This is a genomic window from Paenibacillus spiritus, assembly GCF_008710135.1.
In the GTDB taxonomy this organism is placed as follows: domain Bacteria; phylum Bacillota; class Bacilli; order Paenibacillales; family Paenibacillaceae; genus Paenibacillus_AQ; species Paenibacillus_AQ glufosinatiresistens.
The window spans coordinates 156,543-177,746 of the sequence record NZ_VYKK01000007.1; the positions used below are offsets into that span (position 1 = coordinate 156,543).

Below are 21,204 nucleotides of genomic sequence, written 5' to 3' on the forward strand. Positions count from 1 at the left end.
CGGCTCCCTTACGGATTCCTTCACTTGGAGCAGCCACCATGTTCGCGGCAGTCTCCATCCTATGAACTTGTGGCCAGAGGGTCATTACGCAGATGTACCAAATACTCCATCGCTATACGTTCTTTATCGGCAATCTCGAGTAAAAGCTTGGAAATCCGGGTTAACTCCTGATGGTCTCCCGTCCTTCCTGCCAGGTCGATCAAAGAAGATACGGTAACCCACATTGGAGCGATATCTGTAAACGCCAAGTATGCCTGTTCTACTTGTGGGTCTCCCAACAGATCCACACATTCTTTTAGAAAATCTCGATATAAATTTCGAAACAGAGCGCCGCCGGTTCCCGCTCTTTCCATTAACAATGCAGTTAAGCATAAATCATGCTCAAAATTGTTGCTGCGAGAAGGCCACTTCAGGATTTCACGGCTCATTTTCACAATGCCTTTATTCCCCATATTGCGAATAGGCGGATTCAAATAGTCCTGTGCATTCTTGGTTAAGGATGATCGGATAGCCGGGATAAGCGGCGGAAGGGTGCCAATCGGATCGATTGTAAAGGAACGATTCCTGGAGCTCATGGGCCCCTTTGCGTTTCTGGCCATAGCCAAATGGGCCAAACTCGTCTTCACAAGTCCTCCCTGTTGTCTAGTATCCGCCATGTAGGCGTATTCGTCATCCATGCCATATATGACCGCATAATGGGCGGCAAAGTGCACTTTGTTCGTGAAATAATCCAAATAGTAGGAGTCTAGCTTAAGCCCTACCGGAATTCCGCTTTCGAGGAACCTTCGTACGTTCTGCCACGCTTTTTCAACAGACGAGGTTTCTTGCGCCTTGATGGATAAGTTGAGTCGGGATGCTAGGCAGTCCGTTAATTCATCCGGCTTCACCCTTCCTCCAATAAAAGGGAAGTCCATCCCCTTGGAATCCCAATAAATGAATCCCAACCCTTGGCCCAGACCGAATAACATTGGCTCCGATAGTTGAACTCCCGCAAAGTGAAGTAAATTGCCCATTGTTGTCGTCTCGCAGTGCTCCCCTTGAAAAGGGCGGAACCCTTCAATGATAGTAGGCATGATCTTTCATCTCCTCCAACAATTCATTGATTAGGTTCGAAACGAATACTTGTTCACTCTCGATAAGACTCATTGGATGGAGGAAAAGCATCCTTACATGCAGCGGCAATCGAATGTCCCCTTGCGATTCATACTTCTGCCTTATATTTTCCGAAGCCTCCCCAAGAAAATCCAGCCGCTTCCGCATAGCTTCAACTGCTTCATTTTTATCGATAAAGGATAATGCGGCAAGACCGAGATCGAATCGTTTATCACGCTCTCGCGAAGATGATAGGCAGACGATGATTTCATTCCTCAGGGTTGTCCTGCCGACTTCCGTTACGACATATCGGATTGGCATAGGTCCCTTGCCTGACTTCTCGCCTGCTACTTCGGACTCGATCAAACCTTTCTTGTTCAATTTCTTCAGTCCCGCGTAAATCATTTCAGCGTTCCCTCCCAAAACATTTAAGGTGCCACCTAAGTGTACTCAGCAATTGTAACTATGTTTTATTTCTTTGCCATCAAAAATAGTTAACTAGAAACCTCTGATGTTATTGGAGGCTCACCATGTGGTTTCTTATGCTTGCTTTGAAACAATATATAGCATTTTCATCTTCGCATGGTAGTTTATCAAGTGCTCACAGTACTCCTATTCTCTAGCACCAGCTATCCCTCGGACCTATCGCTTCGTCCAATCTATCAGGAATTAAATCTTTTATTCCTGAAATATGTAAACTTAATCCACGTAGCAGTACAACGTAGCTCCTCTTATTACGACCAAGTATCTGTATTAAATGTATATTTCTTATCAATAATGTCAAACTCAATCTGATGGTCGCGAATTCGATTGCGAAATACGCAGGGTTCACAGGATTCGGAGTACTGATCCATACCCAATAGTCTAGGGTTCCATTCTTTTCTGGCTTTGAGATTCTCTGCCTAGAAACTCAAAATTTACATATTCCTATTAATTCCATAAATCCTCTTATTTTTGTAATATACGAGTAATACTTGTTGGTGTGATTGACTGGAGTTCCCCGGAACTCAAATAATAGTAATTACAAACATATAAAATATTATTAAAATTCAAGGGTATCGGTATCTTTATCTCTGAGAGCTTTTCTAATAATTCATTTCTATCGATACGAAATAAATTTTTCAATAATTTTTTATTATCTTTTAGCAAAATAGTCTCAATATCTGCATTTAATGGTGTGTTTTCAAATCTCAACCTAAATTTATTTCGCATCATGGGAATAATATTCGAATCTCTATAGTTTCGGTATGATAAGTCAGAAAATAGCGTCATTATTGACCAGTCGCAGGTTTCTAGAGTCGCTACTAAGCCGTTTAGTGTTCTAGAGTGTTCGTCGTAGGCTCTCCATTCTTCTTCACATTTATATCTCAAATCATGTTCAACCTCATGCCATCCTTCAGAGAATACTGTTCTTAATTGTAACTCAAAGGTGTTATCGATAAACTTTCCATGTATAGCTGGCAGTATTTCACGAGTAGTTACATCATCCAACCTATAAATAATATTTGTCCTTGTCGGTTTAAATGTAGAGGAGTCTGGTTTGTCTATCGATTCTCCCAATTTTTCATATATTCTAGAAATTAGTTTTCCGCATATTTCAATATCATCATTAAAATACAACACTATTCTTACCCCTATAATGTCCTGCATTTTTTTATTATCACTATAGTCCTTAAAACTAAACTTCTTTTCTATTGAGTCGTTGGTTTTTACTCTAGAAAAAATCCTATAAAATAATCCGATTTTATCTAGTTCTCTAATTATTTTTTTTTCGATAGGTTTCAACAATACCTCCGGCACAATGATGTCTTCTCTATCCATTAAATTCCCACACACCTTTTCCATTCTTAATCTCCTGAATTTCACCCATTTTGCTAACTTCAAGAATATACAATGTAGATGAAGCGGCCTTAAGAATCCCTCTTTTCTTTAATCTTTCAATTGCCATTTCAACATATACGTGATCAATATGTTCTACCCCATAGAATAGTGTCCTATATGCTCTTTTCAACTGTGCTGCTTTTTTTCCTGGTGGCCAAAACTGTTCGATGACAATTCTCTCATATTTTTCTATTATATCGTCTTCAGTAATACCATTTGATTTAGTATCAGGGCTATCCTCTATCAGCATATACTCTTCATTATCACTACTACAATTGATAAAATGTATTAGCTGGTTATTCCCAGTGTCACAATTAAAAGAACAACTGAAAAACTTACAATCTATAAATGTAGTTTGATAAAATATAGATTTATTAAAAATCATATTTGTAAAAACACATGAGTAAAAGACACTTGATTCAAGTGTTTCATTAAATGAAAAATTATTAAACATTCTATTCTCAACTGACAGTGATTTGTATCTATTAGTAAGGCTGTTCTTCAATTTAATGTCTACTTCTAACTTCTCCATATCCATAAGAGCATCAGATATCTCTCTAACTTTCTCATATAACCGATTCTTACTTATCTCATCTCTTATTTCAAACGAGGTACAAGCAAGATCAATAAATTTCATATCTAAATATTCCATCGTCGGTTGTTTACAAACCACATTGCCAAGAAGTATTCCGAATATAAATTCGTTAATAAAACCAACTTCATCTGAAGAACCGTTTCTATCTAAAAGCACATGACCTGCTAAAGTATTTGCTATACTCTCGGAATCCGGTTTATCAGAGCCATAATAATTTTCAAGAGACTCTTCAATCATCTCCCAGTTATCTTCATAAATCATAGATTTAATGTTATCTCTACTGTCAGAAGTAATTCCGTTAATAGACATTTGGTAAGCAAGACTTTCAAATATGTTTATTTGTTCATTAACACTAAGCCTTATGTTTTGGCGTGTCTGTTCTCTAGTCAGAAGAGTAATAAAATAATCATCAATGAGCTTTTCTATGTTCTTGTTATGCAGATCATCAACTGTGATGTTCTTTATATATGCCAAAATTACAGGATTCAATAACATTCCTACGGATGTTCCGTGGCCATTAATAATTGATGTTTTTTCTAGTCCAATCCAATCTCGTGTTGAGGGTTCATTTAATGTTATCCTTGTAACTCCGAAAAAATTTTCTCCATTATTAAGCCAACTGTGAAATTTATCTCCTGATAATAATGCTGTTTTTCTAGATGTAAGTATTATTTTTGCATTACCTTTCAACATTTCACCAATTGTTCTCAACATTGATTCAATATCATCAAATTCGCTTACTGTATCACTACTATCTTTATTAGCATGACTACGAATCAATAATTCATCGAAACCATCTACTATGACAGGAATTCTCCCACTAAATATTTCCTTTTCGACCAACTCCGAATTTAACCCTGGAAAATTCTTATCTATTTCATCCAACAAAACATATCTAAATATTTTCGCTTTTCTATTTCTTGAAAGTTCGGTCATAAGAGGTATACAATAATCACCTGTATTGAGTGCTATTTCATTATTGAGCTCATACACAGTACACGTTTTTCCATATCCTGCTGCTGCTTCTAATACAATAAGCTGAGGCCCCTCTTCGTCTAACTTCTCGATCATACTCTTAATAAGATTATCATACTTTAATTCTATATCTTCGTAATAGGATCCTTTAATGTACTCATAGTCAAATCCCAATATCTTAGTTTGGTTTTCCTTAAAGCTCTGATACCCTTTTTTCACTTTAGATTTATAACTATCAACTTTAAAAAATCCCTTAAATAATTTTTGATTTAATTTTTCAATTCCTGGAAACAGTGTCACTTGAGGTGTGTACTCTAATACCTTCAAGCTTTCCAGTAGTTCATCGTCTACTTTAATATCTGAAAATTTTATTACCTCTGCGTTTTTGAAATATCCCTGATCATAAATAAAAACAAGCAGATCTGGTCTTTCTTCGAAAAGTAAAAACCCATACAGTTCATATAATTTTTTAACTTCTTCTTGTAGCTCCATATTTAATAAACCCTCCCTTTGGCCGCTTTTCAGTTACCTTTATTTAGTATAATCAATCAATTAGGTCTTAGGGAAGGTATAAGGGAAAATATTCCTACCTTCTGATTATTTTCACCCTACTTATGATACGGTTCACCGTATCATTTATAAAGCGAAACTTAGGGTACCCAGTTGGGTACTCTTTCTTAGTTTGAACCTAATATGTAAAATTCTAGATATAAAGCTTGAAAACTATTCCAAACGTTGTATTACTGCATCCATAGCAATGACTTGTCCAACAAAAATTGTTACAATACTACTACGGAGGGCCTATTAATGATAAACAACTATTTTTATAAAGCTTTAAGCATTACGTCAGACACAGAATTAAAAGCATTCTCAAAAAATTCTGGTATTAAACTGAACAAACTTAAATATTATGCTGAAGAAATGATCTATCCTCACAGGGGCGATCTAGAAAAAATATTGGCTATAACTGGTCTTAGTGAAATAGAATTACAACTCAAACTAGGGCATATGAATAGTGATCTTAGAAACCTTTTATCTTTGCACTCATCTCAAATATCTGAGATTCTTAAATTAGTCGAAGAAAATAAAACAGCTAGAAGTACCGACTCTATTCAACCTGTTTTTAAGACTCAGTTCGGGCAACTCTTCCAGAATGATTGTATGGCACTAATTGAATCACTTCCCCATGAATCTGTAGACTTAGTTTTTGCAGATCCCCCCTTTAACCTTAATAAGGAATATGAGTCGGGTATAAATGATAAACTCTCCAAAAGAGAGTATTTAGAATGGACTGAAAGATGGGTGCTCGGTTGCATTGATTTGCTGAAAGAGGGCGGATCATTGTTCATCTGGATTTCACCAACCTGGGGAACACACATAGCTGAAACTCTCAACAAACACCTTACATTTAAACATTGGATAGCTGCAGACATAAAATATAGGCTACCTATACAAAACCGTCTTTATCCTGCTCACTATGCATTACTTTATTATACAAAGGGCGATAAACCAAATACCTTTAACGGGGAACGACTTCCACTCGAAATATGTAGGCATTGTGGAGGAGACATCCGGGACTACGGAGGGTATAAAGACAAGCTAAATCCACTCGGTATCAATCTGAGTGATATTTGGTATGATCTATCTCCGGTAAGACACAGCAAATATAAAACTCGCACAAGCAATGAGTTACCCCTAAAATTATTGGAGAGAGTAATATCGCTTGCTTCAAATGAAGGTGACACCATATTTGATCCGTTTGGGGGGAGTGGAACCACCTTTATTGTTAGTGAAATTCTTAAGCGCAAATGGATCGGAAGCGAGATTGGACCAGTTAACACTATCCGGGATCGTTTTAGGGATATTGAATTTCATGAAAAAGTTATTCGTGACATCCAAAAGAATAAAAATACACTTTTTACAGAAGAAGTCCGGAAAATTCGAATTAAGAATGGGAAATGGCTTCCAGAAACCTTAAAAAATTAGATTCTCAACCCATCAAATTACACAATTAACTCTTGATCTTGTGGGTACATTAAAATTTATATGCAAAACGACTAGGGACTCACATCCTTAGTCGTTTTTTGAAATTTATTATGGAATCCTCTTCAGTGCTCTAAAGTCTAATACTCTGTCCCTTAGTTCCTCAATATTAGATTCTAGATCTGTATAGTCAGGTCCATATTCTAAGGGATAGATATTATAGCAATCTCTCCAGTGTTGCTTAATTTCTTCCTCCAATCCATCCTTTACTACTACATAATGCGGGCTACTAAGCGATCTTGCATTTGCAGCTAACTCTAGGATTAAATTAATATCAGGATCATTTAAGCTGTACCCTAAAAAAACTACCGTGTTTGTTAAGAACAACGCACTGAGAATATTATAGAAAACTGGATGCTTTAGCTTAGCATTATAATATTGCTTTTGAGTAAAAACAAGATTATCAACATCATCAATTGTCCCATGGGCTTTTATAATAAGATTTTCGGTTGATCGCATATTTGTAATTATTTTCGAAATTTCGAAATAGTTTGCAAATACATAATCACTACACAAATTTTCATATATTCTATCAAAGTTAGTTGTTATAACTATTTTGGAATCAATATCTTTTATTAATTGATGCGTTTTAGATGCTCTATACCGAGGTCTGCTGTAAACTTCTCTTAGATACGCTGCATAAGCACCTGGGTCACAAGAATCGGCTATTGCCTGTAGAGCCAACAAATAATTTTGCTGATCCAACATTTTACTAATGAAATCCAATTTCTCTTGTGAGGGTCTATTAATTAGACTAATAGCATCTCTAATGAACTCCCCCCATTTTTTTGGAGAAACTCCTTCTTCATTCTGAGCAGTAGCGGAAATGCCAGCGCCTACAAAAATAACACAGCGACGATATGCAATCTCTTCTATTAGATGGCTTGGCCAATTAATTTGCATCCGAATCTCCTAAGTTATCTCTAATTTTATTACATACGACTTTTAGCATTTCTTTATACTTTTTTACTGAACTTGATTGTCCACCAACCACACCATCAGCACGAGTAAGATCGTACATTGGAGCTTTGCTAGTTTGAGCTAAAGGTACTAAGCTATATAAATACGGAATATCTCCTAGATTTAGGTCATCTATCGTTAATCCATTCTTAATTAAAACCTGTAAGTGGGTTTCTATAGCCTCGGGAACGTTTTTAATGATTTTATCATATGAGGCAATTGGTCGTCTTCCACCTTCAGCAAATGTTTTTGTTACATATTGTTGTATAGAAAATCCGACTAGTCTTGACGCATTCTCTATATTCAAGTTAAGTGGATATTTCATAATTGATACAGGATTATGTTTGTCATGTAACAATCCAACGGCTGTTCTATAAGAATTCATCCAGTTTCTTACCCACGTCGACATATTTGAAATTCCAATAAGGCTGAAAATATCTGATCCCATAGGGGTAATAATATAATCTGTATTAACTAAAATACTTCTATTTAAGGCACCTAAAGATGGCCCAACATCAATAAAGAGGTAGTCATAGGAATCTTTAAAATATTCCTTTAGTAAACTTAGCCAATTTGTTTTTCTAAACCCGCCTAAATCTCCAGAAATACACTTATTCCAACCATCACTTAGAATGTCCTCAATAATCGCTAAACTAGGATGTCCTGGAATCAAATCTACAGCAAATCGGTTCTCAGTTTTTTTAAATGGAACATCGACATACACAACATCCGAGTTTCCCTCTTCTATAGAGGTTAAATAATTCATTATAGTTGGTCGCTTTGCATCGAATCCATAAAAATCTTCCCATATTTCATCAGGAATCATCATTTGAGTTGAGTTAGCCTGTGGATCCGCATCTAAAAATAAAATTCTATTTTTCTTCTCATACTGAGTGGCAATAAATGATGCAACATTAACTGCAAGAGTAGTTTTTCCGACTCCACCCTTATTATTGAAAAAAGTTATTACTTCCATATTATACGCCCCTTCAGTTGTAATGAAATATATCCCAGTCGAGCTAATCTGGTATGCCTACTTATGTATTAGTACTGAATATAGTATATTGTATCAGTTAAATGGTTTTTTTTTCTACATAAAATCGGGAATTCTCTATTATTCATTCTTCTTTATATTAACACTTATACAGCATACAGGGGCTAATACATTAACAACAGTTAAACATGTCTTATCATATTTTTACATATTTATTCTTCATTTTAAAAATGTTTTTATAAAAATTATAGTTATATATTATTAAAATGAAGGCTGCCTCATTAGGCTGCCTATTCTATTATGGAGGCTCATATATGCGCATTATCCAAACCCAGCAAGACCTCACCTCTCTACATTCCTCAAGCCTTATCCCACCACTTCTATCTCACATCGAACGCTATTTCGACCAGCTGAGGGAAATGCACGGCGACACAGAAGACACCGTCTTCACCCTTCAAAAGCACGGCTACATTGTTATCCTGGAGCCAGGCGACAATCTATACGATCTGAGCATTGTCGGACTAAACCCGGAGGATGCTGGACTCATTGGTAGCAGGCCAGAATATGTAGAAGCCATTGATCTAAATGGCATCACATTGTACAAGATTGTGGTCATGTACACGGACGACTACCTCATGACCTTCTTCACGCTAGCCAGTTGGCACGATGACGTAATCGAAAGGTGGCTACGGCAAGAAGCTGGAATAGGTTGGTGGGCAGACGAGCTCATAGCAGACAAGCTCAGGAATTTGTTTGAACGAAATGACCTCAGTGCTGAAAGCCAAACCGGAAGCAACGTCTGGGTTTCTCTTGCGTCAACACTTTCAATCACCGAAAGTACCCCCTCCGATCTTTTCCCCGAATACGCCCGACCATTCACATTTGATAGTGATCCCTTTACCTTAAGTAATCAGCCTACTCATATTGTCCGCACCGTTCTACGTACCACAGACCCTGACACAGGAACCAGCGAATATGTAGATGGGAACACCTTTCTATTTCGGGTCAATGAGGCAACAGACAAAGCAGAACTCATGTATGAAGAAGACTCTTTCGGAGACTCGCCGGATTTTCAAGGTGGCAATGTTCCTGATGCCTATCGCTGGGTATTCGAGTTGGCCAAGCCCTTCTATATACGTCTGAAAGATCCTTTCCTCACTTCAGCACAACGCACTCTCCTCAATTGCCACGATCAAGACGAGCCGCTCTCCGATCTCACAGTAACGCCAGCCACTCCTCCATCTTCTGATACGATCGAACTCTCTCCTGAAGATTTCGAAGGTCTCTTCTAGCTCCCCAAAACACCGCCATTTTCGCCATTTCCGAATACTAAATGAATAGGAGTCCTATCCAGTGAATCTTTCCCTCAGTGAAAGCAAGAAAAAAGCGCTCTATGGCCTCATCACCCAGCGCTATGATGTGCATATGTCCCGCTTCCCTTACGCCAAATACCCTTCCGAACCGCTTAAGGAATGGCGGAAGCAGTTTGCTGAGCCTCAACATGTCCGCCCGGACATGATCCGTTCTGCCTTGAACTGGCGATGTGGCTTTTGGCAGCGCAGTAACGCGCCTTTTCCACAGAAGAAAATCGCCATTTCCGCCATTAAGGCATGGCCGGAGTTCATAGAACAAAAACTGACTGACCAAGCGGCAATTCTTTCGTTCTGGATGGACAAGCTCGGAGATACTACTTTCGGTTTTGACGCAGCAGCCTTTCTCCTGCATCTTCTCCATCCCCCCGATCTGGAACTGGCGGATACTCAGCGGCTAACTGCTATGCGTGATCTGCTTGCCGAGGTTGGGTACGAGGTACAACCTGAGGCATCTGCTTACAATCTCGTCGCTTTGTCGCTTTACACCGAGTTTTTCCGTAGCCTCCTGCCCAAGATGCAGTTACAGCACGGCGAGCGGGCAACTCTCAGGCTCGACCGGTTCCTCATGACATACGGGAACCGGGAGGCACTGGCCAAGCTCTCTGAAAAGTTTGGTCCCAGCGTTGAACCAATCGTTTCCTACTTGGACTGGGACGATCTGAACAGTGAGCATTTCCTTCCTGACAAAATACTCGGACGCGCCAACGCCGATATTCTCTTCGCCTGTCTCTTGCTCGCCTTGGATCACAATCCCGATAAGGCATCCGTTCTGACTGTTGAAGGAGTTGTCGAGCTTCTCCCTCTCGGTAGCGGGGGCATTTGCAATCCGGGTAGCTATCATTACGCCATGATCGCCTTGTTTGGAGGACAGAAGGAGCGGGATTTCTTTGTATTTGAGGATGAAGCTCTCTCAAAAGCATTCACTGAGCAGGCCAACAATTCTACACGTGACATGCGCTTCTATCGCAAGCACGGACATGCCAAGATCAGTATCAACCCCAAATATATCAGTACCTAAACCTCACAAAGTTTCCTCAATTCCGTCATAGTCGACAAGGGCGATATGGACGATACAGGGTCTAAAATAATATGGTCATTATCAAAAAGCATGGGAGTAAACGCAAATGAAAAAGAAACCTCGACAGGAGATGGCACGCCTTACCGAGCAGGAGGATGACCTGCTTCAAAAAGTAGAAGCCACCCAGTATTTGCTTACGGCAATTATCCGTCATGTTGAAAGCGAACGTACCCTGGATTACAAATCAGCCCGATCCGTTCTCTTCGAAGCTCATAGGCTCTTTGCTCAGGCAGATCGAAAACTCATGAAATGTCGCCTCAAACAAATCTATTTCAAAAGCCATACACATGACGAAACGTAAAAAGGCAAGCAAACTAGCCTACGCTAATCGCTCACCCCCTAATTATCTCTCGATTTTCTCCTGATCCAGCGTATCGAACATATCCTTGGCCATGCGCTGGACCAGTTTCACCTCTGCCAGGCTACGTTCACGTAGCAAGGAAATATGGATATCCAGAACGTTTTGCTTGTCCTTTTCCTCCTCCAGCACTTCCAATCGGCCGAACTTTAGAGCCTCCGCCGGGTCGGCCTCCAGGGCTGACATAATCCTTTCCAACGAGTTAAGGGAGATATTCCGCTTTCCCCGTTCCACCCCACCGATATACGTATCTTGAAGGTCAGCCATTTCAGCAAGCTTTGCTTGCGACAGACCCTTTTGTATTCTGAGTTGCTTTATTCTAGCTCCTACCAGCGTCAAAAAATCCGCCATCCCCTACCACCTCTACTCTCAAGCGTAAGGATTAGAGCCTGCCTCCGACAGGATAACAAACTACAAGAAAATGCTGTAAATATAACTTATAAGTTCGTATAATGGAATTACTGAACGATTAGTGCTGGTAGAACACTTATAGAACGCTAATCGACAATCTTACATGAGAGGATGCAATAACATGTCACGTATAGAAGTCATACAGGAAGCCCCTTTGACCGACGATCCCCTCTACGCTCACGAGATCATTGGATACGTCCTCGTCACCTGCAAAGAGCTGGGTATGGAACGGTACCATGGAGATCACCTCGCAGTGCAGACAGCTATCCAGATCAAGAAGACCAGTCCAAAGGTTGCCGAACGTGCTTTCAACAACGCGAGTTCCCTAAGCAAGACGAAGGGTATGGGCGTAGGAGAGCTGATGAAGTGGAGCAAAGCCAAGTCCCTAATGAAGAAACCCGTGGCACAAGAGATTCTGGATAGAATCTCCGCTGATGAGGAATTGGATAGCAAAGAGGTTTCCGAAATCCAAGCCGCTGGATACCTAAGTCTGGCTGCGCTGGAACTGAATTTCTTGAGTGGGCAGCTTACACCGCTTGAGATGGAGTTCAACTATCAGCTTAGGGTATTGCCCCCAGACAAGGCTAATACTTTCGGCCTGAACTTCCTAGGGCTGGAATTGGAAGAAAATTAAGGGGCGAGTATGAAACTCACTCTACTTCCTACTTCCATATTACTGATCCAATTTCACAATATTAGCTCAAGGAGCAGATCGCATTGACAAGCAAACAATTTACAACATTTCGAATTCCAATACTCAAATTTTACTCGCTGGGGCTGCTGCTTTTGACGGCAACCCTTCTGTTGGTCTCCTGCACAAATAAGCCGCCTAGCCAAGACAAGCAGATCAAGGTCGTTCAGGAGTTTTTCCAGGCTATCATGACTCACAATACCCAGTACGATGAGAGCCTATCTGACCAAGTATCCGATTCCGGCAAGCTGTGGACATATGCTGAACAAGCTGGGCTGACCAAGCAACTCTCCCCAAGTTATCTTGATCCTTACAACTTTAACTCCTCATATACGGTATACTCAGAGGTCGAAGAGAATCTAATGGAGGAGTTTCGTCCAATAATCAACTACTTGCAAGGTTATGAAATGGACGACCTTACCTTCGACTACAATAAGGAGCTCGAGGTAATAACCGTCTCCATTAAGCCGGACCGCGTAGCTAATGGTATCTATTTTCTCAATGACCCGAGCACGCCCCTCTTTTTCACTTTCTATGTAGACAATGTCAAGGAAGACGGTGTAAAGATCGTTTCAATGGCCTGCGCTCAGCCTGATGCTGTTATCAATAAGTATGAGTGGTACACGAAGGAAGCCTTGCAGGACCTAAAGGACCAGTATGGTCATGTCTCAAGAGAAGCGGATACAGGAGTTTTAGCTGAGGCAACACCACCTTCAGTGCCAGCCTCGGATATTGAACCTACAGCCCCCCCGCAGGACGAGACACTGAACGATGAGGAATACGTCACTGACTTAGATGAACCCCTTGAGGGAGACACCCCAGAACTAGAGGCTATCCTTCGCTCCGGCAATGGTACCTCGCTAGTGAAGGCAGAATGGCTTCCAGGGGCATCAGAAGTTGCAATTCCGCTACATTTTGGATCGGTAGAAGCAGAACTTCTGCTTGGAGAAGAGTATCCGAATGGCGTAAAATCGCTTGTTGTGTTCCCTTCTTCAGGACGGGCTTGGTCACTGGACCCCGGCGATTATGAGGATAGCAGCGCCTTTGATAATTACGGTGACCTGCAGTCCGGCTATCGCCTGCAAGCCGGAGTCTACGATTTTGACGGTGATGGTACAAACGAATTACTACTTGCAGCCGGGGATCTTCAAACAGACAGTAGCTTATGGGTCTTCTCTTTCGACGATGCAGCTGATCCAGAACAGGGCAATCCACTTACTCAGCAACTTGCGCTCAATGGACAAACATATTTTGCACTGGAAGGAAATATGCTACAGGTTCCTTATGGTTCTCAAGGCCTTTACGAAGCTTTTAGATATGAAGGTAATAAATTCGTGAAGGTGTCTGAGTGATGAATTCCTGTGCCAAAGGTATTTTCAGTATGACTACTCTACCAAGTTCGCGTATTCTTGATTTCCCAAGATTCTTGTTGACAGATGTGGGGGTTTCCTGATACCATGCTAATACAATTCAATACTTGGCCGAGGCAATGAAGGATCTGATGATGAGAAAACTATCTCTAGGATCGAAACGCCACGTAAAAGCGAATCTTAATATGATGAGCGCCAGTGAAAAGACCTGCAAGGCAGGGGTCTTTTTGCTGGCGCTCTTTTTTTGTCTCTTTTTCGCGCCATGACCTCAAAACCCATAACGAAAAGGAGTGCAATGCCAATGTCTACTAGTCAAAAATCTTCAAAAAAACGAACCAAAAAGAAGGCCCCCAACCACTCAAAGGCTTCATCAAAGGTGCAAACTGAATCCACCCTTGACTTCGACTTCAGCAGCCTTCGTCCTGTCCGCAGCAAACAAGGCAGCTACAGATCAACCGAGCCTAGCATGCTGACCATTGTAAACACCAAGAAGAATGGAAAGCGGATCGTGCTAGCCCCGGAAATCGTTGAGACAATTGGCTCCCCATCGGAAGTTGAGATATTCCTCAATGACTCTGGGCTAGTCATTACTGAGGCTCTCTTTAGCGGTGACAATACCTTTCAGTTGAGAACATCTGCGAACAGGTACGTCATCTACGCGGCCGAACTGGTGCAGGAGGTCACGGAAATTTTCAATTTGGATTTTTACAACACAACATCCTTGTCATTTCGAACGGTGCAGTATATTAACCGGGAGGACGATACCGTCGCCTTTGTCGATCTAACTACGCAAGGATAGGCTTGATTGGGTAGAGCTGCCCGATTCTCCAATCGGGCAGTTCCATTCCTTCACGTCTCAGTAAAAACTACGGGGAAATTGAAATTCAACACAACGATACGGAGTTGAAAATAAATGATAAGAAGTACGGAACCTAATCTACTGACAGCAAATGCCTTGAACACAATGACACCGGGAGAAGCGGCGGAAGCTATGGCCTCAGCCAAAGTGGGACCGAAATACCTTCCTGTTTGCCCTCCCGATCATCAGCATGTTTCCAAGCAGCATGCCGCAACTTGCATGCGTCCTGGAAAAGCGCCCACCATTGGAAATTGGCGCGAAAAGGCATCGGACGATCTGACTATCTTGCAGAAATGGTTCGGACGACACCCGAACCGCAACCTCGGGATGACACTGGGTGGAGAGGTCGGTATCGTCGGATTCGATGTCGACGGCGAATACGGAAAAGTAAGAATGGAAGAGCTTTTTGATGGTAACATTCCTGAAACATGGCAGTTTTCTACTCCCGGAGACGGTATGCGATTTCTGTTCAGCGTGCCCAAGGACCAGCGGATTCGGAAACTCACTGATGCCCTTCCAAGTGGTGAACACCAAGAACTGGCCCTTCTTGCTGACGGTCAAATGACTGTCCTTCCACCTTCCCTGCACGGAAACGGCGGGCAATATCGCTGGATGCCAGGAAAAGGTCCTGGAGATGTGCCGCTGGCAGCTCTTCCCGAAGAAGTGCTCACTACGATGCGAACACACATTACCAGTAGCAGTTTCCATAAAACACAAAATGCGAACATAGGACCAGCCGGGAGGAAAACAGTGAGGCTCAGAAGAGGCAACAGACCACATAGTTCGGCATCGTTCACCACCTTGCCCGACCCAGACTTGCAGAAGCTGGCTGAAAAATGCCACCAGGTCCAGCAAGCCGTTGACGAGCAAGCCTGTGGCGGATGCCATGAGGAGCGCTGGCACATGATCACCTCCATGCTCGTCAAGGCAGGGTATCCAAGTGCGGCTCTAGCCTTCTCAGAGCTGAGCGAGAAACACGATAACCGCAGTGAAATTCGTATTCAGGATATGGATAAAGAGAGGGAGGTTACCAATTATGGACCTACTCGCTGTGTGACTCTCGGTTGTAATGCTGAGCAAATTGCCTCTTGTCAGGGCTCAGTAAGAAAGAACCAGCGAACAAAGACACCCTCCAATACTCCTGTGACGCTTCTTTCCGTTAGGGCTATAACCGTGGCAGAAGAGCCAACGTCATCCGCCAATTACGCTAATTTAATTGATAATAAGTATGCTCTGAATAACGACAATCTCTGTGCGGTTCGTGTAAACGGGGACGGTTCGGTAGACTTTAAACCGTTAGCAAATTTCGTTGCACGAATCGCAAAGAGTGTCATGAGAGACGATGGAGCCGAGCGTACCACCATGTACGAAATCGATGGGGTCATTATCTCCTCCGGGAAGAAACTGTCTCCCGTCCGAATTCCCGCCAGTGAATTTGAAAACATGAAATGGTTGTCCATGTGGGGTCCAGAACCGAACATTCTGCCTGGTAATAACATCCGGGATAGTGTACGTCACGCTATCCAGTCTACAGCGCCGAGAGCTGAGAACAAGCAGGTATTTGCACACTTAGGTTGGATCAAGATCGACTCAAAATGGAAGTATCTCCACGCCGGAGGGGCAATCGGGCACTCAGGCATAGAGGTAGAGCTGGAACCAAGGTTGACAAACTATTTGCTTCCCGAAACTCCATTTAATCCCCAGCAGGCTATGATTGCCAGCATCAAGCTTCTGGACATAGCGCCGCGTAGCGTGACGCTTGTACTGTGGAGTCTAATATTCCTGACCCCACTTTGCGAGATTCTGCGGCAAGTGAATCTGGAACCGAAGTTTCTCGTCTGGCTTCATGGCTACACTGGATCAAGGAAGACCTCAATCGCGAAGCTCTTCCTCTGCCATTTCGGAAATTTGCTGGAGCATCCGACTGCCAGCTTCAAGGATACTGCGAACTCAGTGGAAAAGCGCGGATTTGATACAAAGGACTCGCTTTTGCTCATAGATGACTATCACCCGACCAGTTCTCCACAGGAGGGCAAGAAGATGGAACAGCTCGCACAGCAAGTTCTAAGAGGGTACGGTGACCGAGTCGGACGAGGAAGGATGAAGCAGGACACCAGCCTTAGACCTGATTACCCGCCCCGAGGCATGGCGATCATCACCGCAGAAGACATGTTAGGTGGTGCCTCTAGCGTTGCCCGCCTCTTCCCCGCTGAGCTCGGACCAGATGATGTCAATCTCAAGCGATTGACAAGGGCACAGCAAAAATCCGAAAAACTAAGTGAAGCGATGGCTGGTTATATCATGTGGCTGGAGAAAATGATGAACTCCCCACGCGACCACAACTTGAAAGATATGTTTGTCCAAAAACGAAATAGTGCGTCTAATCAGGGGGTTCATGGCAGACTGGTTGAGGCTTCTGGGCTGCTCCATATCGGCCTCCATTTCGGGTTAGAATATGCCGAAAGCGTAGGCGCAATTGAGGCTTCAAAGAAAAGACAGCTTCTTGAGCAAGCTTGGGAACTGTTCCTAAGTGCGGCTAATGAGCAAGGGGAGAAGGTAAACGAGGTCAAAGCAACTACTAGGTTTATGACGATCGTTTCTCAGTTGCTTGCCAACCATAGTGTCTACTGCGACAAACTACAAGCAACTAATGAGCTAAACTTAGCACCAAGAAATGGCATCCATGTAGGTTGGCATGACGACACCTACTACTATTTTCTGCCCGATCTGCTCTACAACACGGTGAATCATTTCTTGTCCAAACAAGGAGAGCATTTCCCGATCTCCTCTACGACGCTATGGAAAGAACTTGCAGCCGAAGGTCTGTTGTATACGGAGACCTACTCAGAGAAAGGGAAGCAACGCTGCCATAGACTTGTGAAAAAAACAGTGCACAAACAACGTCAACGACTACTCTGGCTGAAACGTCAGGCATTGCATGATGAGGCCAAGGAAACGATGCCACAGCGGATGAAAAGGAAGCCTGTTTCCCTCAGCAGCGACGATCTCAAAGAATTGGATCTTTGACAACTGCCCCTCTTGCTGGGGCATTGCCCCCTTGAATACTCCGGGATGGGGGCAGGAGAGACCTATGCTGGACAAAGGATTTTGGGAGTGATGCCCCCTTTGCCTCCATATAAAAAAAGAAAGAGAAGAAAAAATCCCCCCACCTGACAAAATAAATGCTCTCCCTCCCCCCGATTTCGGGGGCAAGGGGGCACAGAGCCAAATCCGATGCGTCGTAAGGATTTCCTGTGCTCAGTGTCCGGGGCGCGATCCCACCGACAGGGGCAAAGAAGCTGATGCTGTGGGTTCTGGGCTAAAAATGTTGTTCACGAGGTCTTGTCAGTAAAGTGGCTATATAGACAAACTGCAAGTATGAATCAAACGCAATTATAAATGGATATTATTACCTTGTACCCCTGGAGTAACAGGGGCACTACTATCCATTTGGAGGCGACCCACTTTGATTCAGATTATATGTAAAACCGACCTTTCCCAATGCTACCGGTTACTACTCATGCACGATAACGAATGCTTCACGATTGTGCTGTCACCAAAGGAAGTGCAGAATTCAGAGCTTGAAACCTATTTACGCGAGCAATGTGGACAGGAGAGTGATGTGAGATGACCAAAGCCAGCCGTCCAGCCAAACGAATTCAGGTTGTCAGCCTTCGCATGGTGAGAGAGCGCACATCGCTTCTATATCCTCAGCGAAAGATCACCACGCCCAAAGATGCCGCCAATCTCTTTCATCAGTTTATAGGGAATTGCGACAGGGAAGTCTTCTGCATTATGACGCTGGACACGAAGAACCAGCCGACCGCCTTGCATGAAGTCTCCAGCGGAACACTGAATGCTTCTCTGGTACACCCAAGGGAGACCTTCAAACTCGCCATTCTAGCAAATGCAGCTTCCATCATCGGATGTCATAACCATCCGAGCGGTGACCCGACTCCTAGCCCCGAAGATGTGGAACTTACGGAACGTATCCGGGATACGGGCTCACTTATGGGTATTGATCTTCTCGACCACATCGTGCTAGGCGAAGGAAACTTCATCAGCCTGAAAGAACGGGGACATCCATAGAACGGGAGTTGAATCTCTGATGCATACAGTTCTAACACCAAACGAGCAAGACTTATTCATCGACATCCTTGCCGATATGATCTGCCGATACCTTGACGACGAAAAGGAACGGCAGCAGCGTGCAGCCTTCTGGCTAAGATTCTTTGAAAATTTGGGCATTGAAGCCCGAATCGTAGCGTAAGGGCAACTATATGAATCACGAACAGCAACTAGCTGCCCTCTACATTCGTGTTTCGACAGAAGAACAGGTCGAAGGCTTTAGCCTGGATGTCCAGCGGTTAGCCCTTCTGGATCACTGTCGTAACGCTCAGATCGGTGTCCACAAGGTATATATCGACGCTGGCCGCTCGGGCAAGTCCATTGAAGGCCGACCGGCGCTATGCGAACTTCTGGAAGACGCCCGTAGTGGACGCTTCCAGCAAGTCGTGTGCCTGCGGTTGAATCGGTTGTCACGCAAGCTTGCGGACCTCCTGCATATCTTCGAGTTACTGGAGAGGCATGGAGTCGCCCTACGCAGTCTTACTGAGGATCTCCAGACAGACACGCCGATGGGCAAGTTCGCTCTCCAGATGTCCGGAGCAGTTGCCGAACACGAAAGACGGCAGATTGCACAGAATGTACGTCACAGCATGCAGCGGCGTAGTAGGCTTGGTAGGTGGAACAGCGGAAATCAGGTTCTCGGATACCGCTGGGTAACCCATTTCGGTAACCCTCACCTTTCCTATGTGGAGATCGTACCCGAGGAAGCAAAGCAGGTCTTCTCCATCTTCGAAATGTATGCCAATGGTCTCGGCCTGAAAGCCATTGCCAACCGACTGAACAATGCAGACTACAAAACCAAACGAGGCAAGGCATTCTATAGCATCTCGGTAAGAGGCATTTTGACTAATGTTAACTATATCGGCAAGATCACCTACACGGACGAAAACAATAGCAGAAAAATCGTGGATGGAGAACACGGGCCAATTGTCTCAACAGAGCTTTGGGAGCAGGTGCAGCAAAGGCTTGCTGGACAAGCCACTCCATCAGCCAAGCAAATTGTCCGTCCCTTCCCACTTGCTGGACTACTCAAATGTCCAACCTGCGGAAGCAGCATGATCCCATGTCATGTAAATCGAAGACGAAAGAACGGTATACATTCCAAGAGCTTCTACTATATTTGCTGCCGCTACAACTCCGGAGGGAGTGCGGTCTGCTTACCTAACCATATCCCGGCAAACGAAGCTGAAGTCTGGGTAGAGTCCCAGCTCCGGCATTTCATAACTCATCCTAACATTACCGAGCGGTTGATTGCCGAGATCAATCGCAGACGAGACAAGAAGCTGCAACCTATCCGACAACGTATAGTACAAATCGACAAACAAACGTCCTCCTTAAAGAATCGCAGCCTACGCTGCTACGAACTATTCGAAGATGGGCACATTGATGCCCCGGAACTCAGAAAAAGGCTTGGCGAGATTCGCTCCGAGTTAACCATTCTTGAGGAAGAACGACAAGAACTAGAAAGGGCTGTAGCTGAACAACCCGATCGCTCCATTCTTGAGGCGAGCGTTCGGCAGGCGCTAGACAACTTTCGTCCACTACTGCGAAGCGCTGTCCCTGAGCAACAAAAAAAGCTTTATCGAAGCCTTATCAACAAGATTATCGTCCCACATAATCAGGACATCACAAAGGCGACTATCCAAGGAACATCGGCCCTGCTGAACCTACAGATTCCGCCGATTCCAGTAAAGGGGAATGAGAGTTCATGAATGAAACAGTAAGAGTCGCCATCTACGCTCGCGTCAGCACAGAGGAACAGGCGGAGTACGGTTACTCCATCGACGCCCAGCTTGACACCCTGCGGAAATATTGTGAACTCTACAGCAGAGTAATTGTCGGTGAATACGTAGACCGTGGCGTCAGCGGGAAGAGTATTGAAGGCCGCTACGAGTTGCAGCAACTTCTTCGGGATGCTCAAGAAAATAAGTTTGACCTGGTGTTAGTTTGGAAATTCAACCGGATGGCAAGGAAGAACATTGATCTTCTTCATATCGTTGAACTGCTTCAAAAAAACAACGTTGCCTTCCGGTCATTCTCCGAGGATTTTGATACAACCACATCTATGGGGAAGTTTGCCCTGCAGATGATGGGTGCGGTAGGAGAACTTGAGCGGAATACTATCGTTGACAATGTGAAGATGGGGCATAAGCAACGCGCTAGAACAGGCAAGCATAATGGAAAGGTTCCTCTCGGATACGTTACAACCGCTATGAGAATTGGGCAGAGAGACGGCGCAAGGGTAAGTCCTCTGAGCTAATCCTTGTAGATGGACATCATTCAGCAATAATCACAAACGAGTTATGGGAGAAAGTGCAGCTTCTGCGGAAGAAAAAAGCTACCATGCCGAAATGAAGTGCACCCCTTAGAATAGACATTGGAAAAACCCCCTGGTT

The 21,204-nt window shown here is 43.4% G+C and carries 18 protein-coding genes and 1 pseudogene; 12 read left to right on the top strand and 7 right to left on the bottom strand.

Features of this window, described 5'->3' with window-relative positions:
* Positions 1 to 59: 59 nt before the first annotated feature.
* The 4 genes and pseudogenes from F4V43_RS07450 to F4V43_RS07465 form a co-directional block, all read right to left on the bottom strand.
* Positions 60 to 1,073 (bottom strand): BtrH N-terminal domain-containing protein, encoded by a 1,014-nt coding sequence (locus F4V43_RS07450; protein WP_150457598.1) that lies wholly within the window; start codon positions 1,071 to 1,073, stop codon positions 60 to 62.
* Positions 1,057 to 1,494 (bottom strand): annotated as a pseudogene (locus tag F4V43_RS07455) (PadR family transcriptional regulator); the annotation flags it as partial. The pseudogene F4V43_RS07455 and the gene F4V43_RS07450, both read right to left, overlap by 17 nt.
* A gap of 546 nt (positions 1,495 to 2,040) precedes the next feature.
* A complete protein-coding gene (locus tag F4V43_RS07460; RefSeq protein ID WP_150457599.1) occupies positions 2,041 to 2,937 on the bottom strand; it encodes a RelA/SpoT domain-containing protein in 897 nt (298 codons plus the stop codon).
* A complete protein-coding gene (locus F4V43_RS07465) occupies positions 2,906 to 5,035 on the bottom strand; it encodes a hypothetical protein (protein WP_150457600.1) in 2,130 nt (709 codons plus the stop codon). Before F4V43_RS07465 ends, F4V43_RS07460 begins: the two co-directional genes overlap by 32 nt.
* A 315-nt stretch (positions 5,036 to 5,350) precedes the next feature.
* Between F4V43_RS07465 and F4V43_RS07470 the strand changes: the two genes are divergently transcribed.
* Positions 5,351 to 6,529, top strand: a complete 1,179-nt coding sequence (locus F4V43_RS07470) for a DNA-methyltransferase (protein ID WP_150457601.1) — start codon at positions 5,351 to 5,353, stop codon at positions 6,527 to 6,529.
* Between the two features lie 108 nt (positions 6,530 to 6,637).
* On the opposite strand, the gene F4V43_RS07475 is transcribed toward F4V43_RS07470, so the two are convergent.
* Positions 6,638 to 7,489 carry an SIR2 family protein gene (locus F4V43_RS07475; RefSeq protein WP_150457602.1) on the bottom strand — a complete coding sequence of 284 codons (852 nt, stop codon included), beginning with the start codon at positions 7,487 to 7,489 and terminating at the stop codon, positions 6,638 to 6,640.
* On the bottom strand, positions 7,479 to 8,522 hold the full coding sequence (locus F4V43_RS07480; RefSeq protein ID WP_150457603.1) for a ParA family protein: 1,044 nt from the start codon (positions 8,520 to 8,522) through the stop codon (positions 7,479 to 7,481). Before F4V43_RS07480 ends, F4V43_RS07475 begins: the two co-directional genes overlap by 11 nt.
* Positions 8,523 to 8,854: 332 nt before the next feature.
* Between F4V43_RS07480 and F4V43_RS07485 the strand changes: the two genes are divergently transcribed.
* From F4V43_RS07485 to F4V43_RS07495, 3 genes are all read left to right on the top strand, one after another.
* Positions 8,855 to 9,832: a hypothetical protein gene (locus F4V43_RS07485; protein WP_150457604.1), complete on the top strand. Its 978-nt coding sequence runs from the start codon at positions 8,855 to 8,857 to the stop codon at positions 9,830 to 9,832.
* Positions 9,833 to 9,893: 61 nt separating this feature from the next.
* On the top strand, positions 9,894 to 10,931 hold the full coding sequence (locus tag F4V43_RS07490) for a hypothetical protein (RefSeq protein WP_150457605.1): 1,038 nt from the start codon (positions 9,894 to 9,896) through the stop codon (positions 10,929 to 10,931).
* A 106-nt stretch (positions 10,932 to 11,037) separates the two neighbouring features.
* Positions 11,038 to 11,292, top strand: coding sequence for a hypothetical protein (locus F4V43_RS07495; RefSeq protein ID WP_150457606.1), 255 nt, complete (start codon positions 11,038 to 11,040; stop codon positions 11,290 to 11,292).
* A 42-nt stretch (positions 11,293 to 11,334) separates the two neighbouring features.
* Here the strand turns inward: F4V43_RS07495 and F4V43_RS07500 are convergent, their stop codons facing one another.
* A complete protein-coding gene (locus F4V43_RS07500) occupies positions 11,335 to 11,700 on the bottom strand; it encodes a helix-turn-helix domain-containing protein (RefSeq protein WP_150457607.1) in 366 nt (121 codons plus the stop codon).
* A gap of 181 nt (positions 11,701 to 11,881) precedes the next feature.
* Between F4V43_RS07500 and F4V43_RS07505 the strand changes: the two genes are divergently transcribed.
* The 8 genes from F4V43_RS07505 to F4V43_RS19805 all read left to right on the top strand — a co-directional run bounded on the left by F4V43_RS07505 (position 11,882) and on the right by F4V43_RS19805 (position 21,163).
* Entirely contained in the window at positions 11,882 to 12,394 is a 513-nt protein-coding gene (locus tag F4V43_RS07505) for a hypothetical protein (RefSeq protein WP_150457608.1), read from the top strand.
* Positions 12,395 to 12,477: 83 nt separating this feature from the next.
* A complete protein-coding gene (locus F4V43_RS07510; RefSeq protein ID WP_150457609.1) occupies positions 12,478 to 13,803 on the top strand; it encodes a hypothetical protein in 1,326 nt (441 codons plus the stop codon).
* A gap of 319 nt (positions 13,804 to 14,122) precedes the next feature.
* On the top strand, positions 14,123 to 14,620 hold the full coding sequence (locus F4V43_RS07515; RefSeq protein ID WP_150457610.1) for a hypothetical protein: 498 nt from the start codon (positions 14,123 to 14,125) through the stop codon (positions 14,618 to 14,620).
* A gap of 114 nt (positions 14,621 to 14,734) precedes the next feature.
* Positions 14,735 to 17,707: a bifunctional DNA primase/polymerase gene (locus F4V43_RS07520; protein WP_150457611.1), complete on the top strand. Its 2,973-nt coding sequence runs from the start codon at positions 14,735 to 14,737 to the stop codon at positions 17,705 to 17,707.
* A gap of 600 nt (positions 17,708 to 18,307) precedes the next feature.
* Complete coding sequence (locus tag F4V43_RS07525) at positions 18,308 to 18,769, top strand: RadC family protein (RefSeq protein ID WP_150457612.1); 462 nt, start codon at positions 18,308 to 18,310, stop codon at positions 18,767 to 18,769.
* Positions 18,770 to 18,960: 191 nt separating this feature from the next.
* On the top strand, positions 18,961 to 20,520 hold the full coding sequence (locus F4V43_RS07530; protein ID WP_150457613.1) for a recombinase family protein: 1,560 nt from the start codon (positions 18,961 to 18,963) through the stop codon (positions 20,518 to 20,520).
* Positions 20,517 to 21,068: a recombinase family protein gene (locus F4V43_RS07535; protein WP_150457614.1), complete on the top strand. Its 552-nt coding sequence runs from the start codon at positions 20,517 to 20,519 to the stop codon at positions 21,066 to 21,068. Before F4V43_RS07530 ends, F4V43_RS07535 begins: the two co-directional genes overlap by 4 nt.
* Positions 21,005 to 21,163: a recombinase family protein gene (locus F4V43_RS19805; protein ID WP_150457631.1), complete on the top strand. Its 159-nt coding sequence runs from the start codon at positions 21,005 to 21,007 to the stop codon at positions 21,161 to 21,163. Before F4V43_RS07535 ends, F4V43_RS19805 begins: the two co-directional genes overlap by 64 nt.
* The last annotated feature ends 41 nt before the right edge of the window (positions 21,164 to 21,204 follow it).

What these genes read in the sequence shown, in the direction of transcription:
- F4V43_RS07500 (WP_150457607.1), bottom strand. Translation starts at nt 11,700, where the DNA reads ATGGCGGATTTTTTGACGCTGGTAGGAGCTAGAATAAAGCAACTCAGA.
- F4V43_RS07485 (WP_150457604.1), top strand. Translation starts at nt 8,855, where the DNA reads ATGCGCATTATCCAAACCCAGCAAGACCTCACCTCTCTACATTCCTCA.
- F4V43_RS07475 (WP_150457602.1), bottom strand. Translation starts at nt 7,489, where the DNA reads ATGCAAATTAATTGGCCAAGCCATCTAATAGAAGAGATTGCATATCGT.
- F4V43_RS07470 (WP_150457601.1), top strand. Translation starts at nt 5,351, where the DNA reads ATGATAAACAACTATTTTTATAAAGCTTTAAGCATTACGTCAGACACA.
- F4V43_RS07520 (WP_150457611.1), top strand. Translation starts at nt 14,735, where the DNA reads ATGATAAGAAGTACGGAACCTAATCTACTGACAGCAAATGCCTTGAAC.
- F4V43_RS07525 (WP_150457612.1), top strand. Translation starts at nt 18,308, where the DNA reads ATGACCAAAGCCAGCCGTCCAGCCAAACGAATTCAGGTTGTCAGCCTT.
- F4V43_RS07495 (WP_150457606.1), top strand. Translation starts at nt 11,038, where the DNA reads ATGAAAAAGAAACCTCGACAGGAGATGGCACGCCTTACCGAGCAGGAG.
- F4V43_RS07535 (WP_150457614.1), top strand. Translation starts at nt 20,517, where the DNA reads ATGAATGAAACAGTAAGAGTCGCCATCTACGCTCGCGTCAGCACAGAG.
- F4V43_RS07465 (WP_150457600.1), bottom strand. Translation starts at nt 5,035, where the DNA reads ATGGAGCTACAAGAAGAAGTTAAAAAATTATATGAACTGTATGGGTTT.
- F4V43_RS07480 (WP_150457603.1), bottom strand. Translation starts at nt 8,522, where the DNA reads ATGGAAGTAATAACTTTTTTCAATAATAAGGGTGGAGTCGGAAAAACT.
- F4V43_RS07505 (WP_150457608.1), top strand. Translation starts at nt 11,882, where the DNA reads ATGTCACGTATAGAAGTCATACAGGAAGCCCCTTTGACCGACGATCCC.
- F4V43_RS07460 (WP_150457599.1), bottom strand. Translation starts at nt 2,937, where the DNA reads ATGGAAAAGGTGTGTGGGAATTTAATGGATAGAGAAGACATCATTGTG.
- F4V43_RS07450 (WP_150457598.1), bottom strand. Translation starts at nt 1,073, where the DNA reads ATGCCTACTATCATTGAAGGGTTCCGCCCTTTTCAAGGGGAGCACTGC.
- F4V43_RS07515 (WP_150457610.1), top strand. Translation starts at nt 14,123, where the DNA reads ATGTCTACTAGTCAAAAATCTTCAAAAAAACGAACCAAAAAGAAGGCC.
- F4V43_RS07530 (WP_150457613.1), top strand. Translation starts at nt 18,961, where the DNA reads ATGAATCACGAACAGCAACTAGCTGCCCTCTACATTCGTGTTTCGACA.